Genomic DNA, 16,944 nt, shown 5'->3' on the forward strand with positions numbered 1-16,944 from the left:
ACGCTGCGCCGTCCGCATTCGCGATGAAAAACGGCCGCCCCGAAGGGCGGCCGTGCGATGCGGCGAAACGGGACCGGACGCGTTACAGCGCCATGTCGGCCGCTGCCTTCGCGGGGCGCGCCGGAGCCGTGCCCGTCGCCTGCGACGGCGCCGTCAGGTCGATCTTCGGCGGCGGCGACAACTGCAGCACGCCGCTCGTATAGGTCCATTCCTCGACGACCTTCGCCGGGCTGTCGTTCAGTTTCGTGCCGTAGCTCGGCACGATCTGGCGGAGCTTCTGCTGCCATTCGGGCGTCGCGACCTTGTCCTTGAACACCTTCTGCAACAGGCTCAGCATGATCGGCGCGGCCGTCGACGCGCCCGGCGATGCGCCGAGCAGGCCCGCGATGCTGCCGTCCTGCGAGCTGACGATCTCGGTGCCGAGCTTCAGCACGCCGCCCTTCTTCGGGTCGCGCTTGATGATCTGCACGCGCTGGCCGGCCTGCCACAGGCGCCAGTCTTCCTTCTTCGCGTCCGGGAAGTATTCCTTCAGCGCTTTGAAGCGGTCGTCGTCGGACAGCATCAGCTGGCCGGCGAGATACTCGACGAGCGGGAATTCGTCGACGCCCACGCGCATCATCGGTGCGACGTTGTGCAGGTTGGTGCTCTTCGCGAGGTCGAAGTACGAGCCGTTCTTCAGGAACTTGGTCGAGAACGTCGCGAACGGTCCGAACAGGATGATCTTCTTGCCGTCGATGATGCGCGTGTCGAGGTGCGGCACCGACATCGGCGGCGAGCCGACCGACGCCTTGCCGTACGCCTTCGCGAGGTGGCGCTTCACGACCTCGGGGTTGTCGGTCACGAGGAACGAGCCGCCCACGGGAAACGCGCCGTAGTCCTTCGCCTCGGGGATGCCCGACGCCTGCAGCAGGTGCAGCGCACCGCCGCCCGCGCCGATGAACACGAACTTCGCGTCGACGGCCTGCGGCGGTTCATCCGAATGCAGCTTCACCCACGACACGTGCCACGTGCCGTCCGCGTTGCGCGAGATCTCGCGCACTTCGCTCGACAGCGACAGCGTGAAGTTCGGCTGCGTCTTCAGGTAGCCGACGAACTGGCGCGTGATCTCGCCGAAGTTCACGTCGGTGCCGATCGGCGTCCACGTCGCCGCGACCTTCTGGTTGCGGTCGCGGCCTTCCATCATCAGCGGCACCCACTGCTTGATCTGGTCGTAGTCTTCCGAATACTGCATGCCGCGGAACAGCGGGCTCGCCTGCAGCGCGTCGTAGCGCTTCTTCAGGAAGCGGACGTTGTCGTCGCCCCACACGAAGCTCATGTGCGGCGTCGAGTTGATGAACGAGTGCGGGTTCTTCAGCACGCCCTGCCGGACCTGCCAGGCCCAGAACTGGCGCGAGATCTGGAACGACTCGTTGATCTCGATCGCCTTCGAGATGTCGATCTTGCCGTCCGCCTTCTCCGGCGTGTAGTTCAGCTCGGCGAGCGCCGAGTGGCCGGTGCCCGCGTTGTTCCAGCCGTTCGAGCTTTCCAGTGCGACGCCGTCGAGGCGCTCGACCATCGTCATCGACCAGTCGGGCTGCAACTCGTGCAGCCACACGCCGAGCGTCGAGCTCATGATGCCGCCGCCCACCAGCAGGACGTCGACCTTCTTCGTATCGGCAGCATGCGCGGACGACGTCGCGACGCACAGCGCGAGCGCCGACAGTATTACCCGTAACGTTTTGATCACAGCAGATCCCTTTTTCAACTTGGATGCATCGGTTTGCCATGCCGCCCGGCCGATGCGGATTCGCAACCGGATCGCGCATCCGGAGATCCGGACCGCGAATCCGGAATTCCGGACCGACCATGTTCACCGTTGCATTTGCGCACGCGAAGCCGTTGCGAAGGACACCTTCGGATCGGCTTCATGTACTCGTGCAATCAGCTGCTTCACGGTCGTGCGACGGGCGCGCAGGCCCTTGCTGCGGGCCTCGCCGGAAGGCGTTTCAGGCCGCGTCGAAAGCGGCCGCGCGCAATGCGTTCCGCGGGGCGGGATGGCAAGGGGCGCGTAATATAACCGAACTCGATTGCCGTGTCGCTCGCGCGGAATATCCCTGATTTCGTGGGGTTTTTTGTGTGTCCGGGTTTCCGGAATGACGGTGCGCGGAACGGGAAAAAAGGCGGGATCGGCGGGGCGAAACGCGCGCGACGGGCATGGCGCGCATCGCGCTCGCGCTTCATCGGGGCGCGACGTTGCATCGCGACCCGGTCACATCGCATTCCTTCACTTCGCTGCGCCGTTCCGGCAGAACTGCTCGTACCCCTGCGCCGAGTTCGCGAAGCCATGCGCCTTCGCAAGTTCCCACGGGCGCTCGCATTGTCGGGTCGTTTCGCACCAGGCATAACCGGCCGAGCCGATGCAGCCGTGCGCGTCGCGATCGCCGCCGACCATCGGCGGGGCGGCTTCGGTAGCCTGGGCGGTCTGCGCGCCTTGCGTGTCCTGCCCGGCGACATTGGGTGGAAGCGGGGCAGGCGGTTGCGTCGCGCACGCGCCCAATGCAAACGCGAGAGCGATCGCGGCAAGCGGCGCGGAAGGAATGCAATGTTTCATGCGGTAGCGCTCCAGGGGATGAAGGTCGACAGCGGATGCCCGTGCGCGGGCGCTTGATCGATCACGCGTCCGGCACCGGCACGCGCGACGAGAACTTGACCTCGCGCAGCGCGAGGCTCGACTGGATCGACGACACGCCAGCCTGCTTTCGCAGCACGCGTTCGACGAATTCCGCATACGTGTCGAGATCGGCGGCCACGACCTGCAGGATGTAGTCGGCCGCGCCGGTGATCTTGTGGCACGACGTCACTTCATCGTGACGCCGCATCACGTCCTCGAAGTGATCCGAATCCTGGTCCGAATGCATGTTGAACGTGACCTGCACGAACGCGAATACGTTCATGCCGAGCGCGCGGCGGTCGAGGTTCGCCTGGTAGCCGGTGATCACGCCTTCGTCCTCGAGCCGCTTGCGCCGCCGCCAGCACGGCGTGACGCTCAGCGCCAACCGTTCGCCGAGCGTCGCGTTGGACAGCGCGCCGTCTTCCTGCAGCAGGCGGAGCATCGCGCGATCGACGCCGTCCAGCTCAACCGAAGCGCGATTTTTGCTCATTTCCGGGTCTCCGTAGACGGTTTTCTCAAAATTGTACGAAACGAAGAGTTGAAAAGCAAAGTTATTGCCGGCTGGCCTCAATAGACTGTTGCCACCCCTCACAGCCTTCACTGCAACGGTCAACCATGCTCACGGTCTACAGCAGCGATCACCATCTGCATCGCGGCGTCGAACTGAAGGACGGCGCGATCACCGATTCGTTCGAGAACCCCCTTCGCGCCGAAACGGTGCTTGCGCAGGTCCGCGCGGCCGGCCTCGGCGACGTGATCGCGCCGCGCGCGTTCGACCGCTCGAGCTATGCCGGCGCGCACAGCGCGCGCTATGTCGACTTTCTCGCCGGCGCATGGGACGAATGGGCCGCGACCGGCCGCACCTGCCAGGCGCTGCCGCTCGTGTGGCCGGTGCGCGCGATGCCGTCGGCGGCGACGCTGCCCGACTTCATCGACGGCAAGCTCGGCTTCTTCGCGATGGATGCCGGTGCGCCGATCAACGCCGGCACGTGGGACGCGGTGAGCGCGAGCGCGAACTCGGCGCTCACCGGCGCCGACCTGCTGGCGAACGGCAGCGCGCGCGCGGCGTTCGCGCTGTGCCGTCCGCCCGGCCACCATGCGGGCCGCGAGTACATGGGCGGCTACTGCTACCTGAACAACGCGGCGATCGCCGCGCAGCACGGCATCGCGAGCGGTGCGGCGCGCGTCGCGGTGCTCGACGTCGACTTCCATCATGGCAACGGCACGCAGGACATCTTCTACGAGCGTTCGGACGTGTTGTTCGCGTCGCTGCACGGCGAGCCGGCGGTGTCGTATCCGTACTTCTCGGGCCATGCCGACGAGCGCGGCGCGGGCGTGGGCGAAGGCTTCAACCTGAACCTGCCGCTGCCGAAGGGCACGCAGTGGGACACCTACTCGGCGGCGCTCGGCCAGGCCACTGCGGCGATCGCGAAGCACGCGCCCGACCTGCTCGTCGTGTCGCTCGGCGTCGACACGTTCGAGCACGATCCGATCAGCCATTTCAAGCTGCGCTCGCCCGACTACCTGCGGATCGGCGCCGCGCTCGCGCGCCTGAACCTGCCGACGCTGTTCGTGATGGAAGGCGGCTACATGGTCGAGGAAATCGGTATCAACGCGGTGAACGTGCTGCTCGGCTTCGAAGGGCGCGCGTGAGCGCATCGCTTTGCCTGCAATCGACGATGGTATGGATCACGAACCAACAGCGACAAGGAAGGAGACGAACATGAATCGGAATCGGCATCGGAACAAGGCGGCATGCGCGGTCGCGCTGGCGTGTGCACTATTCGCGCTGTCCGCGCACGCGGACGAGATCGTGCGCATCGGGCACGTCGCGCCGCTGACCGGCGCGATCGCGCACCTCGGCAAGGACAGCGAGAACGGCGCGCGGCTCGCGGTCGAGGAAATCAACGCGAAGGGGCTCGCGATCGGCGGCAGGAAGGTCACGCTGCAGCTCGACGCGCAGGACGACGCGGGCGACCCGCGCACCGCGACGCAGGTCGCGCAGCGGCTCGTCGACGACAAGGTGGTCGGCGTCGTCGGCCATCACAACTCGGGTACGTCGATTCCCGCATCGCGCGTCTATCGCGACGGCGGCGTCGTGCAGATCTCGCAGGCCGCGACCAACCCGACCTACACGCAGCAGGGCTTCAAGACGACCTATCGGGTCGTCGCGACCGATGCGCAGCAAGGGCCCGCGCTCGCGATGTACGCGGCGAAGCACCTGGGCATCAGGACGGTCGCCGTGGTCGACGATTCGACCGCGTACGGGCAGGGCCTCGCGACCGAATTCGAAAAGGCGGCGAAAGCGTCCGGGATGAAGATCGTCTCGCGCGATGCGACCAACGACAAGGCGATCGACTTCCGCGCGATCCTCACGAAGATCAAGGGCGAGAACCCCGACGCGATCATGTACGGCGGGATGGACGCGACGGGCGGTCCGCTCGCGAAGCAGGCGCGCCAGCTCGGCATGCGCGCGAAGATCCTCGCGGGCGACGGCGTGTGCTCGACCGACCTGCCGAAGCTCGCGGGCCCGGCATCGGACAACGTCGTGTGCTCGGAAGCCGGCATCGCGCTCGAGAAGATGCCGGGCGGCGCGGCGTTCGTGAAACGTTACGAGGCGCGCTATCGCCAGCCGATGCAGGTGTATGCACCGTTCTCGTACGACGCGGTGTACATCATCGTCGACGCGATGGAGCGCGCGAACTCGACGGACCCGGCGAAGGTGCTCGCCGCGATGCCGGCGACCGACTATCGCGGCGTGATCGGCGAAACGAGCTTCACGCCGCAGGGCGACCTGAAGCACGGTGCGATCTCGGTATTCACTTACAAGAGCGGCAGGAAGGCGCTGCTCGATATCGTCAGGATGTGACGCGAGCGGGGCGCACGAAGCAGCGCGCCGTGCGCGCTCGTGCGCCCCGACGTCTTACGACGCCTGTACGCGTCGCGGGTCGGCCCGGCGCTGCTGTTCGGCGTCGTGCACGATGTGCAGTTCGCGCGTGCGGATCGGCAACGCGCAGTCCGCGTCGGCGAGCGTCTTGCGCACCTGGCGCGCGAGGCGCCAGCGCATCGCCCAGAACTTGTCGGTGTGCGTCCACACGCGCATGTTCGCGATCGCCGTGCTGTCGTCGAAGCGCATCACCATCACGTCCGGTGCCGGTTCCGTCAGCACGTCGGGATCGGCTTCGGCCAGCGCGCGCAGCGCGTCGAGCGCACGATCGATGTCGTCGTGCACCGACACTTCCACCTCGAGATCGAGACGGCGCGTCGGATTGCGCGTGTAATTGCGGATCGCGCTGCCCCACAGCGCGCTGTTCGGCACGTATTCGCAGATGCCGTCCGGCTTCGTCAGCCGCGTCATGAAGAGGCCGACTTCGTCCACCGTCCCCGCGACGCTCGAGCCGCCGTCGATGTAGTCGCCCACCTTGAACGGCCGCAGCAGCAACAGCATGATGCCGGCCGCGATGTTCTGCATCGTGCCCTGCAGTGCGAGCCCGATCGCGAGGCCGGCCGCGCCGAGCACCGCGACGATGCTCGCGGTTTCGATGCCCAGCTGCGACAGCGCGCCGACGATCGCGACGATGCGGATGCCCCACACGGCGACGTCGCAGAGGATCGGCCGCAGCGTGTCGTCGACGCGCTCCTTGTTCGCGAGCAGCCGGCTCAGCCAGTTGCCGATGCGTTTCGACAGCCACCAGCCCGCGACGAGCAGCGCGAGGGCGGCGCAGAGCCTGAGCGACAGCGTGGACAACGCGTTCCACAGGAACGTCCAGCGTTCCGGATGAAGATGATCGAGAAACATGACGGGATTCCGGGTTGAGGACAGAAGGCGCGACGGGCGGCGCACCCGCCGTGGCCGGGCGGGCATGCGCGCGTGCGCGGGCAACCCTCGACTGTACAGCCATGCGCGGTGTCACGCGACCGAAGGGGCGCATCCCGCGCATTTTTTGCGGCGACTTTTATCTTTCGTTCATGTACTAAGACAACATCTGACCAAATCGGATCGGTCCTATTCAGCGGTGTTGGTCGCGCCAGTACACTCGCCTCCAGGCTACCGGATCGCGACGCTCTTTCCTCCGCGATACCCGGTTCATTTCCAGTTTTCATAGATAGCGAGTGACGACGCGATGCGGTTCGACCTGTGTTTACGTCTCGCACGCGAACGAGGTCGATCCGCGCAACGCGGCGCCATCCGCTTTCCCGTTCGCCGCGCGCTGCTGCGCGGTGTCGTTGCGGCGGCGTGGCTTGCCGGCACACAGGGCGCGATGGCGCTGGCATCCTCCGGTGCCGAGCCGTCCGCGCCTGTGGCGGCGCAAGCGGCCGACCTTGTCGACGTGCCTTTCTTCAATTCCGCCCGCACCGTCTGGGGCGGCTTGCTTGCGTCGACGGTGGTTTCGCGCATCGTGGCGGATTCGCAGGCGGTGCGTGTGCGTGCGGAGGCCTATCCCGGCAGGTTCGTCGTGCGTGCCGGCGCCTGTGCGCCGTACGTTGTCCTTTGCGATGCGGCGCGGGGTGCGATCGAGCGCGGTTACGCAGGGCGTTTCGATTACGGTTTTGCATCGCATCTGCCCGCGATCGGCGCGCCTTCGGCATTCGCATCGCGTCGTGTCGATCTGGCGTCCGCGCAACCGTTCGTGCTCGTGGAGCAGGAGAGCGGCGCGCGGGCCGGTGTGATAACCGGCAGCCTGCGTGCATCGCTGGCGCGTGCCGAATTGCCCGACGGTGTCGTGGCGCAACTGACGCGCATGTTGGCCGGTCGTATCGACCCGAAGCTGCACGGCGCGACCGGCGACACCTTCCGTGTCGCATTCGAACCCGATGACGATGCGGCACTGCCGGGCGGCGTGCGCGTGACGGCGCTCGACATCCGCTTTCGCGGCCGGCGCGTCGCGGCCGTGTGGTTCGCCCCCGGAGCGGCGGTGCCGGGCGCCTATTACGATCTCGACGGCATGCCGTTCGAAGGCACCCGGTTCGCGATGCCGGTCCGGTCGACACGCACCAGTTCGCGCTTCGGCGCGCGCGTGCATCCGGTGACCGGCGCGCGCCACGTGCATTCGGGCGTCGATCTCGCCGCGCCGACAGGGCGCGCCGTCCATGCCTCCGAGCGCGGCGTCGTGACGTTCATCGGCACCGAGCCGCGCGGTTACGGCAAGTATGTGGTGATCCGTCATGACGGTGGCTATGCGTCGTACTACGCGCACTTGTCGGCGTTCGAGCCCACGCTGCGAACCGGTGCGCGGGTCGCCCGCGGTCAACGGGTGGGCGCGGTCGGCAGTACCGGGACCGCGACCGGCCCGCATCTGCACTTCGAGGTCCGGCGACATGGTCGTCTTGTCGATCCGATCGGCCTCGTGCAGGCGTCGAAGGCAGCGAAGCTGAAGGGTGAGCAGCGTGTCGCGTTCAACCGCGTGGCTTACGCCGCGCGCACGCAGTTGGCCGCGGCCAGCTTGACGGCGCCGCTCGCGATGTCACAGCGTGGCGCCCGGCACGACGGCTGATGTCACGACGTCGCGCGTGCTCGCCCGGCGTACCGTGTGCAGGCGCGACGACGTGATGTTTCAGGCTACCCATCCGGTGCTCATCACGCGCGTGCACGGTATTCCCGGCGGGCATCGGAAGCAATAAAGGCAAGCGCCGGGCGAATCGGCGCCCAGCGCTTGCCTTCCGTTTAACGGTCAGCCCGTCAACCCAGCGGCCAGTTCAGGATCGCGATGCCGTCGTTGTAGTCGCCGTCCGTACCGTCTTCAGAGCCGACCAGTCCGAAATAGGTCTTCTTGAAGATGTCGACCTGGCGCGAACCGATCTTCGACGGCTTGCCGTTCGCCGTCACGACCACGCGCACCTTCCCCTTGCCCGAGTTCACGATCTGCGTGTTCAGGTTCGCGTCCTGCGTGCCGGCGCCCTGGAACGTTGCGGCCGGTTTCGGGTTGTCGTCGACGAAGACTTCGATCGTCTGCTGCGCGGACGAATTGACGAGCGCCGTCACGCCGAATGCAATGTTCGGCGGCAGGTTGAAGATGCCGTCGCGTTCGCCGCCGCCGGTCGTCGTGGTGCCCGGCTGCGTGGGTTGCGGTTGCGGCGTCGCCTTCGAGAAGTAATTGACCACCGCACCAACACCGAACTTCGCTGCCGCGCCGGGCAGCACGCCGGGCGCGCCGGCCCACGTCACCGTGCAGGCGATCACCTGCCCGGCCGCATCGGCCTTCACCTTGTTCTGCCAGCTGCCGACGTCGAAGCTGTACGGGATCGTTGCAATGTCGACGAACACATCGTATTGCGGCAACTTCTCCACGAGCTGCGCGGTCATGAACTGACGCATCCGGTCGAGCACGGCCTGATCGCCGTTCGATTGCACGGCGGTTGCATCGTTGCCGGCGAGTTGCAGCAGGGCGTACAGATCGTCATGGGTAAACGGTTGTGACATGTCTTCCTCGTCTTGATGGAATGTCTCGCATCGCGCGACCGGTGAGCGGATCTCGCCGTCGTCGCGCGCGGAGCGCGGCGTGGGACTGCAAATGACTGCTCGAGTGAATCGATTCGCAACGGGTGGCTGGGGCGGTTGGCGCCGTCGCCATTGCGCGTTCGACGGCGGCGCGCACGCGTTGCCGCCCCGCGCATCGTCGGGTTCAGCCCAGCGGCCAGTTCAGGAACACGATGCCGTCGTTGTAGTCGTCGTCGGTGCCGTCTTCCGAGCCGACGATTCCGAAGTACGACTTCTTGAAGAGGTCGATTTGCCGCGAGCCGATGCGCGACGGCTTGCCGTTCGCCGTCACGATCACGCGTACGCGCCCCTTGCCGGAGTCGAGCACTTTCGTGCCGAGGTTCTGGTCCTGCACGCCCGCGCCCTTGAACGTGGCGGCCGGTTTCGGGTTGTCGTCGATGTAGATGTCGATCGTCTGGTCGTTCGCCGCGTTGGTGAGTGCGGTCACGCCGAACTTGATGTTCGGCGGCAGGTTGAACGTGCCGTCGCGTTCGCCGCCGCCGCCGATGTTGCCGGCGCCGCCGCCGGTTTCGGTGCCCTGATTCCCGCCGCCTTGCGACGACGATTGCGCGGCCGTGTCGCCGATCGCGGAAATGCTCGCGTACGAATCGATATGCATCGCGCTGCCGCGCACGCTTTTCCACTGCCCTTTCACGAACGTGACGCCGCTGCCGACGTCGATCGTCGCGACGAGCGTGAACGGCATGCGCCCGGTGCTTTCGGGCACCTTCGACGAATAGGTGAAGCAGCCGTCCGCGACGACGCCCTTGTCGGTCGCGATCGCGAAATAGATGCCGGGGAAATTGTTGCCGGTCGCGTACGGCGTCGGCACGTTGAGGATGACCTGCAGTTTCCCGTCGCGAATCTCTGCGTTGGCGATGTCGATATGCAGGCCGGGGATGTCGACGTACGTCTCGGACGTGACGACGGGTGCGCTGTTGATCGAAGCCGAAAGAAGCGGCATGGAAGTCTCCTGTGATAACGCTGTTTTGGATTGGGGTGCTGCGTGAGGCCCGCTTGATGAGCGCGAACCGCTGGCCGGCCCGACGACGGCGGGCCGGCACGGCGCGGCCGCCGATCGTGCGTCAGGTCAGCCGATCGGCCACTGCAGCACGACGATGCCGTCGTTGTAGTCGCTGTCGTGACCGTCTTCCGACACGACGATCCCGAAGTTGACGGTGAACGGCGAACCGTCCGATTTCTTGCCGCTGATCGGCGCGAGGCGCGCATCGGTGGCCGACGTCTTGCCGTTTACCGTCACTTCGAAGCGCAGCTTGCCGTTGCCCGAATTCAGCGTGGCTTCGCGCGGGCCGTCGCGCGTGGTCAGCTTGTGATAAGCGGCCGGTTCCTTGCTGTCGCCGATGAAGAGCTTGATGTGCTGCTGCTCGGCAGCATTCGCGAAGAAAATCGCGCGGAAGTCGGTGTTCGGCGGAATCGAAAACTCGCCGGCGCGATTCGAAGACGTTTGAGATTCGGCCATGCTTTCCTCCTGGAAGTCGATGGATAAGGCACTTCACCGTGTCTCGCAAACGCTTGCAGTTTCAAACACGGTTCAGTCAGCATGGCGAAAAATAAATGAAAAAATATTCCGCCGGGAATGGGAATCGTTCAGAAAATCGGAAACCGAAACAGTCCGATTTAATGGTGAAAATTCAATGGAGTGCCGTTCGATATATCTCGGAAATTATATCGATGCGTGTCACGCTTTTTTGAATAATGGCGGGGTGTGCAGGCGGGAATGACGGGAATGGCAAGAGGATCCGGTTTCGGCGCAGACGCTCGGCGTTCGCATATGGCAGCGTGTTGTTTCAACATCGTCTTTCCCTGTCGTGGCCGCGCCCACCGGCCACCGTCGAGCGCCCGCGCCGAAGCCGGATCGCAACGAAGCGGGGTGCGGCGCCGACGAAGCTCAATGACCGGCTCACTCCGAACTTGAACAGGGCATTTCACCGGCACCGCACCCGACGAAGCATATCGGCCTGCTGTCGCGACGCCTGTCGGACGCGGCTGATTTTTGCACACGATATTGCCAAGCGCGGCCTGATATACCTGACAGGCGATCAATTCCGAGATTGGCGGTATCGTGCAAGACGCGCGTGCGCTCGCTATTCGGCGGATTTATTCATTCAATTGGCCCTTTACCGGGCCCTCACGAGGACAGTGCGATGACGAAACCCGATAGTCTGAAAGGCGAGATCAAGGGACAGGCACAGGACGCAGACCGTCACAACCTGGCGCGGCCCGCCGTGAACGGCGCGTTGTGGGCGCGCGGCCTGACGACGCAGCGTGTGGCCGACCTGTTCAGGACCCTGCCCGGCCTCCCGGGGCACTGGATGCAGCTGCAGAACGAGGTCAACGCAGGGAACCGCTATTTCTACGGTGTCCAGAACGGTCACCAGACGACCGACGAAGGAAAGGAACTGATTCGCTGGATCGCCGATGCGGTGGTCAGCGCCGCGCAGAAGGCGGGATTCGATTTCCCGTTGCAGCAGCTCAGGTTCACCGCCGACACGGGGTGGCTGAAGCTTCAGCGCGTGTCGGGGCGGGTGATGGTGCTGTCGAGGCCGTGAGCGTAGCCGATGGCGGTCGAAGTGCCGGCGTGTCGGCGGTCGAGTCAGCCGCGGCTGCGGGAACGCGCGCTGCCATCGACGATCGATCGTGGCGTCGAGCAGGCGGCCGACGGCATCACTGACCGAAACGCTGCGCCACCGCATCCTTCAATCGCGCGGCGGTGAGCTCGCCCATGTGCGATTCGACGAGTTCGCCTTTCGCATTGAAGAACAGCGTCGTGGGCAGCCCGCGCGATCCGTACGCATGCATCGCATGCAACGACGGATCGAGCAGCACGTTGTCGAAGCGCAGCCCCTGCTGTTCGAGGAACGCGCGCACGGCCTGCGCGTTTTCCCCCTGGTTGAGCATCAGCACCGTGATGCCCGGGTGATCGCGTTGCGCCTGTTCGAGGAGCGGCATCTCGCGCCGGCACGGTGCGCACCACGTCGCCCACAGGTTCACCACGACCGGCTTGCCTGCGAAGCGTTGCGGCAGGACAGGCGTCGCATCGAGAGTTTCGAGCTGCAGCGCGGCGAACGGCGGCGCGGTGCGCTGCAGTGTCGCCAGCGTGCCTTGCGCGATGCCCCACGCGGCGAGGCCCGCGACGATGCCGGCCGCCACGGGTTTGCGCAGCGCGGGCAGGCGACGCAGCCGCCAGACGGCGAACGCCAGCGCGGCGGCGATGCCGATGCGCCAGTCGAAGCCGCCGTCACCGAGCGCGACGATGGCGCGCGGCGTCGTCGCGTAGTCGCGCCACCATTGCGCGACATAGCCGATACGCGCGGCGACCAGCCCGAGCAGCAGCACGTCGAGGATCAGGCTCGACGCGCTCTTGTGATGTCCATCGGGCGGGCGGCGCTGGATGAAGCGGGCAACGAGCCACGCCAGCAGCGCGGCGGCGGCTACCGCGACGACGCGGATCGAGAAGGGACCGATGCTCAACATGGGGAGAAAAGGGTGCGGGGATCGTGGATCGACCGGCGAACGCGATGCCGTCGACGGTCATGTGACGTTTCGACCCTACGGGACGCACACGGGTTCCCTTGGTGACCGAGCGCCATGCACCGCCCGACGCGTGCGAATCGCATGCCGGGCGCCGGCATTCAGGACGACGTCGTTTTCGTCGAAGTCTCGCGACGCATCAGGCCGACCGACGATCGCGCAGGCCCGGTAATTACTGCCTGCTTCCGCTCGAGCCGGAAGGCGCACCGCCAAGCCGGTACGCGGTAAAGAATTCGTACCACGGCGAACCCTGTCCGGCCGGCACGCCGAGTGCCGACGTCCTCTGCTTCAAGGCCGTGAACACGTCGTTGATGCGCGCGGCCTGTTCGGCATCACTGAACGGACGCGGCTTCGCCCTGCCGGCCGCGAATGCGCCGAAGGCGATGGCGAGCAGGCGCGCGCCGTCGTCGATCGAGGCGACGGACCCGTTGATCGCCTCGACGAAGCGCGGCCGGTCCGCTTCTCGCGATGCGGCGATGCACTGAAACACGATCGCCGACACTTCGTGCAGGTCGCTCGCGCGCAGCAATGCCGGCAGGCGCGCGGCGATCCGGTCGGCCGGTTCCTCATGCAGCGCGGCGGCGAAGTCGAGCACGGCGGCCATCGGATTGCCGTCCTGCTGCACGCGATCGAGCGCCGATGCAGGTGCGGCCGCTGCCGTTGGCGCGACGTTTCCGGGCGCGCCGCGCAGCACGTCCGCGACCTGCTGTTGCCACGCCGGAAAGATCATCCGCACGTTGCCGAACTGCTCGCCGCCTTGCGCGTCCGGATTCCACCGATAGACGATCGTGCCGCCGCGAATGAACGGCGAATACAGATGCTCGGGCGTTTGCGGCAGCGGCCGTCCGTTGATCGGCAGCCATGCGAGCGTGAGCCAGTCGTAGCGGCCGGTGGCGGGCACCGCCGGGCTGGAACTCGCGATAACCTGCCAGGTGCCGCGGTTCGCGTAACGCCGACGCGCGTCGGGCACTGCGACGGTTTGCCGTTTCGCGGTATCGAAGTAGGTATTGCCGGTCACGTTTTTGCCGCTGTCCGGCGCCGGCGTGAGGGTGGCAATGACCCACGATGCACCGTCGGCCGAACGGTAGTCCGACGGCTGCAGCGTGGCGACGTCGTGCACCATGCGCGTTTCGGCGGCGACGGGGCTCGGCGGCAGATCGGCGGGGCCGGCGACGATACTCGGCATGGACGTTCCTCGGAATCGGGGGTGTATCGGCACGCGCGCCGAACGCGAACGATGTGTGGCGGCGCATGTCGTCCGTCGTAAGAACTGTAGAACGCCGCCGCCGGAAACGGAAACCGGCCGCGGCGGCCTCGTGCCGCGCGACGCGCTCACGCGCACCGCCGCTTCGGCTTACCATGCGCATCCTGAACCAGCAGGACGAACACCGATCGGGGAGCGAACATGACCGACAGCAAAGCCATCACCGAACACTGGACGCACGTCGCCGACCAATGGATCGACTGGGCCGGCAGGCCGGGCCATGATGCGTTCTGGAAGTATCGCGACGGGCTGGCGGCCTACCTCGGCCGCGGTACCGGCCGCGCACTGGAGATCGGCTGCGGCGAGGGACGCGTGAGCCGCGAGCTGAAGGCGCTCGGCTACGACGTGACCGCGAGCGACGCGGTGCCCGCGATGCTCGACGCCGCGCGTCGCGCGGCATCGGCGCACCGCTATGCGCTCGCCGATGCCGCCTCGCTGCCGTTCGATCCGGCCAGCTTCGACATCGTGATGGCATACAACGTGCTGATGGACCTCGACGACATGGCGGCCGCGTTGCGCGAGGCACGTCGCGTGCTGAAGCCGGGCGGGCTGCTGTTCGTGTCGCTCGTGCATCCGTTCCGCGATCGCGGCCGTTTCGCGGGGCCGCAGCCCGACGCGCCGTTCGTGCTCGAAGGCACGTATTTCGGCAGCGAGCATTTCGAGGGCGTGGAAACGCGCGACGGGCTGTCGATGCACTTCGCGGGCTGGTCGCTGCCGCTCCAGGCCTACATGGATGCGCTGGAGGCGGCCGGCTTCGCGATCGTGTCGCTGCGCGAGCCGCTGCCAGATCGCGCCGACACGGACACGCTGAAGCAGTGGTCGCGCGTGCCGCTGTTCCTGTGGATCAAGGCGCGGCCGCTGGATTGAAACCGTCGCGGCCGCGCGGCGTGCGGCCTGCGGCACGCCGCATGATCAGCGCGGCAAGACCTTCCGGTAGATCACGAATCCGGTTTTCTCCGCGACGGTGTCGTAGAGCCGCATCGCCGTGCGATTCGTCTCGTGCGTCTGCCAGTACACGCGTTCGGCGCGCTGCGCCTGCGCGGCGTCGTACACGGCTTCGATCAACGCGCGGCCCACGCCCTTGCCGCGTTCGCGCTCGAGCGTGAAGAGATCCTGCAGATAGCAGGTCGGCCCGGCCAGCGTCGTGCTGCGGTGATACAGGAAGTGCACGAGCCCGACGAGCCGGCCGTCGAGTTCCGCGACACGCGCATGCACGGGCTCGTAGCCGTCGAAGAAGCGCGACCACGTGAGCCGCGTGATCTCGCGCGGCAGCGCGGTATCGCCGAAGCGGCCGTAGAAGCGGTTGTAGCCGTCCCACAGCGGCAGCCAGTTGTCGAAATCGTCTTCGCGCACGGGGCGTACGGTCAGGCCGGTGTCGGTAGCGTTCATGGTCGCGAACCTTTCGAGGATGGATGAAGTGAAGCGTTGCCGGCACGACCGGAAACGCGCGCAGACCTCTACGATAGAAAGTTCGTGGCACCATGTGTAGACCCATGACATCCACACAATCTGGAGCCACGATGGATTACGCGTTGCTGCTGTCGACCTTCGAGCGCGAAGCGGGGCCGCACGCGGCCACGCGGATGTCGCAGCAGCAGCGGCTGTACGCGTGCCTGCGCGACGCGATCCTGAGCGGCCGGATCGCCGAGGGCACGCGGCTTGCCGCATCGCGCACGCTGGCCGACGAGCTCGGCATCGCGCGCAATTCGGTGCTGTACGCGTACGAGCGGCTCGCATCGGAAGGGTTCGTGACCGGCACGCGGCAGGGCACGGTGGTCGCCCGGATGGGGTTGCGCGGGTCGCAGGTCGCCGCCGCGGCGCCCGCCGGCGCTACGGCGGTGCTGTCGCGGCGCGTCGCGCAGGCCGAGCGCGCGACGAGCGGCCTCGACGAATCGCTGCCGTTCATGCCGGGCGTGCCGGCCGTCGACGCGTTCCCGCTCGCGCAGTGGCGGCGCTGCGTCGAGCGCGCATGGCGCTCGGCGGGGCCGGCGCAGCTCGGCTATCAGTCCGCGGAAGGCGACGCGGTGCTGCGCGATGCGATCGCCGGCTATCTGCGCGCGTCGCGCGGTGTGCGCTGCGACGCCGCGCAGGTGATCGTCACCGACGGCACGCAGGGCGCGCTCGACCTGTGCGCCCGCGCGCTGGCCGACGCGGGCGATGTCGCATGGATCGAGAATCCCGGCTACCACGGTGCGCGCAACGCGTTTCTCGCGGCCGACCTTCGCGTCGAGCCGATCGGCGTCGATGCGCAGGGGCTCGCGCCGCATCCGGACGACTGGCGCGCTCGTCCGCCGAAGCTCGTCTACATCACGCCGTCGCACCAATATCCGCTCGGCGCGGTGATGAGCCTCGAACGGCGGCTCGCGCTCGTCGCGCAGGCGCGCGCGGCCGGCGCATGGATCGTCGAGGACGACTACGACAGCGAGTTCCGTCACCACGGCACGCCGCACGCGGCCGTGCAGGGGCTCGCCGACGACGCGCCGGTGATCTACCTCGGTACTTTCAGCAAGGTGATGTTTCCGGCGTTGCGGCTCGGCTTCATGGTCGTGCCGGCCGCGCTTGCGCAGCCGCTGCGCGACGCGGCGGGCGCGCTGATGCTGCAGGGCCGCGCCGTCGAGCAGCGCGCGCTCGCGGATTTCATCGACGCCGGGCATTTCACGCGGCATCTGCGGCGCATGCGCCGCGTGTATGCCGAGCGGCGCGACGCGCTGCACGACGCGCTGGCGCGGCGGCTGCATACGCGGCTGACGGTGTCGGGCGGCGCGGGCGGCATGCATCTGTCCGCGCGGCTCGACGTGCCGGTGGCCGACACGGAACTGAGCCGCGTCGCGCAGGCGCACGGGCTGATCCTGCGGCCGCTGTCGTCGTTCTGCCTGCCGGGCACCGCGGCGGGTTACAACGGGCTCGTGCTCGGCTACGGCGGCGTGCCGGCCGAGCGGATGGACGGGCTCGCGCGGCGGATCGGCGAAATGATCGACCGCGTGCTGGCCGCGCGGTGAC

The 16,944-nt window shown here is 67.0% G+C and carries 17 protein-coding genes; 7 read left to right on the forward strand and 10 right to left on the reverse strand.

Features of this window, described 5'->3' with window-relative positions; all coding sequences use genetic code 11:
* Nucleotides 1–82: 82 nt before the first annotated feature.
* From mqo to U4012_RS03220, 3 genes are all read right to left on the reverse strand, one after another.
* On the reverse strand, nt 83–1,726 hold the full coding sequence (gene mqo / locus U4012_RS03210; RefSeq protein ID WP_321796145.1) for a malate dehydrogenase (quinone): 1,644 nt from the start codon (nt 1,724–1,726) through the stop codon (nt 83–85).
* 537 nt (nt 1,727–2,263) lie between these two features.
* Nucleotides 2,264–2,590, reverse strand: coding sequence for a hypothetical protein (locus U4012_RS03215; RefSeq protein WP_321796147.1), 327 nt, complete (start codon nt 2,588–2,590; stop codon nt 2,264–2,266).
* 61 nt (nt 2,591–2,651) lie between these two features.
* The gene (locus tag U4012_RS03220; protein WP_124487083.1) at nt 2,652–3,140 is read right to left on the reverse strand and encodes an Lrp/AsnC family transcriptional regulator; all 489 of its coding nucleotides are present in this window, start codon (nt 3,138–3,140) and stop codon (nt 2,652–2,654) included.
* A 125-nt stretch (nt 3,141–3,265) separates the two neighbouring features.
* Here U4012_RS03220 and U4012_RS03225 point away from each other — a divergent pair, with 125 nt between their 5' ends.
* Nucleotides 3,266–4,303 carry a histone deacetylase family protein gene (locus U4012_RS03225; protein WP_321796149.1) on the forward strand — a complete coding sequence of 346 codons (1,038 nt, stop codon included), beginning with the start codon at nt 3,266–3,268 and terminating at the stop codon, nt 4,301–4,303.
* A 70-nt stretch (nt 4,304–4,373) separates the two neighbouring features.
* A complete protein-coding gene (locus U4012_RS03230; RefSeq protein WP_321796151.1) occupies nt 4,374–5,519 on the forward strand; it encodes a branched-chain amino acid ABC transporter substrate-binding protein in 1,146 nt (381 codons plus the stop codon).
* A gap of 54 nt (nt 5,520–5,573) precedes the next feature.
* On the opposite strand, the gene U4012_RS03235 is transcribed toward U4012_RS03230, so the two are convergent.
* A complete protein-coding gene (locus U4012_RS03235; protein ID WP_124487080.1) occupies nt 5,574–6,449 on the reverse strand; it encodes a mechanosensitive ion channel family protein in 876 nt (291 codons plus the stop codon).
* A 325-nt stretch (nt 6,450–6,774) separates the two neighbouring features.
* Here U4012_RS03235 and U4012_RS03240 point away from each other — a divergent pair, with 325 nt between their 5' ends.
* Complete coding sequence (locus tag U4012_RS03240; protein ID WP_321796154.1) at nt 6,775–8,145, forward strand: M23 family metallopeptidase; 1,371 nt, start codon at nt 6,775–6,777, stop codon at nt 8,143–8,145.
* 185 nt (nt 8,146–8,330) lie between these two features.
* Here the strand turns inward: U4012_RS03240 and U4012_RS03245 are convergent, their stop codons facing one another.
* The 3 genes from U4012_RS03245 to U4012_RS03255 all read right to left on the reverse strand — a co-directional run bounded on the left by U4012_RS03245 (nt 8,331) and on the right by U4012_RS03255 (nt 10,608).
* Nucleotides 8,331–9,071 (reverse strand): fucose-binding lectin II, encoded by a 741-nt coding sequence (locus tag U4012_RS03245; protein ID WP_321796155.1) that lies wholly within the window; start codon nt 9,069–9,071, stop codon nt 8,331–8,333.
* Nucleotides 9,072–9,273: 202 nt separating this feature from the next.
* Nucleotides 9,274–10,092 carry a fucose-binding lectin II gene (locus U4012_RS03250; protein WP_321796156.1) on the reverse strand — a complete coding sequence of 273 codons (819 nt, stop codon included), beginning with the start codon at nt 10,090–10,092 and terminating at the stop codon, nt 9,274–9,276.
* 126 nt (nt 10,093–10,218) lie between these two features.
* On the reverse strand, nt 10,219–10,608 hold the full coding sequence (locus U4012_RS03255) for a fucose-binding lectin II (protein WP_044845439.1): 390 nt from the start codon (nt 10,606–10,608) through the stop codon (nt 10,219–10,221).
* Between U4012_RS03255 and U4012_RS03260 the strand changes: the two genes are divergently transcribed.
* Nucleotides 10,607–10,870, forward strand: coding sequence for a hypothetical protein (locus tag U4012_RS03260; RefSeq protein ID WP_321796159.1), 264 nt, complete (start codon nt 10,607–10,609; stop codon nt 10,868–10,870). The genes U4012_RS03255 and U4012_RS03260 overlap by 2 nt on opposite strands.
* 423 nt (nt 10,871–11,293) lie before the next feature.
* Nucleotides 11,294–11,698, forward strand: a complete 405-nt coding sequence (locus U4012_RS03265; protein ID WP_044845438.1) for a hypothetical protein — start codon at nt 11,294–11,296, stop codon at nt 11,696–11,698.
* A gap of 115 nt (nt 11,699–11,813) precedes the next feature.
* Here U4012_RS03265 and U4012_RS03270 read toward each other — a convergent pair whose 3' ends face one another.
* Entirely contained in the window at nt 11,814–12,623 is an 810-nt protein-coding gene (locus U4012_RS03270) for a TlpA disulfide reductase family protein (RefSeq protein WP_321796162.1), read from the reverse strand.
* A gap of 229 nt (nt 12,624–12,852) precedes the next feature.
* Entirely contained in the window at nt 12,853–13,866 is a 1,014-nt protein-coding gene (locus U4012_RS03275) for a hypothetical protein (RefSeq protein WP_321796164.1), read from the reverse strand.
* A 219-nt stretch (nt 13,867–14,085) separates the two neighbouring features.
* Here U4012_RS03275 and U4012_RS03280 point away from each other — a divergent pair, with 219 nt between their 5' ends.
* The gene (locus U4012_RS03280) at nt 14,086–14,811 is read left to right on the forward strand and encodes a class I SAM-dependent methyltransferase (RefSeq protein ID WP_124529310.1); all 726 of its coding nucleotides are present in this window, start codon (nt 14,086–14,088) and stop codon (nt 14,809–14,811) included.
* 45 nt (nt 14,812–14,856) lie between these two features.
* Here the strand turns inward: U4012_RS03280 and U4012_RS03285 are convergent, their stop codons facing one another.
* Nucleotides 14,857–15,333, reverse strand: coding sequence for a GNAT family N-acetyltransferase (locus U4012_RS03285; RefSeq protein WP_321796167.1), 477 nt, complete (start codon nt 15,331–15,333; stop codon nt 14,857–14,859).
* 131 nt (nt 15,334–15,464) lie between these two features.
* Here U4012_RS03285 and U4012_RS03290 point away from each other — a divergent pair, with 131 nt between their 5' ends.
* A complete protein-coding gene (locus U4012_RS03290; protein WP_321796170.1) occupies nt 15,465–16,943 on the forward strand; it encodes a PLP-dependent aminotransferase family protein in 1,479 nt (492 codons plus the stop codon).
* Nucleotide 16,944: the final 1 nt, after the last annotated feature.

Origin of the sequence: Burkholderia sp. BCC1988 (genome assembly GCF_905339895.1) — a bacterium.
Taxonomy (GTDB): domain Bacteria; phylum Pseudomonadota; class Gammaproteobacteria; order Burkholderiales; family Burkholderiaceae; genus Burkholderia.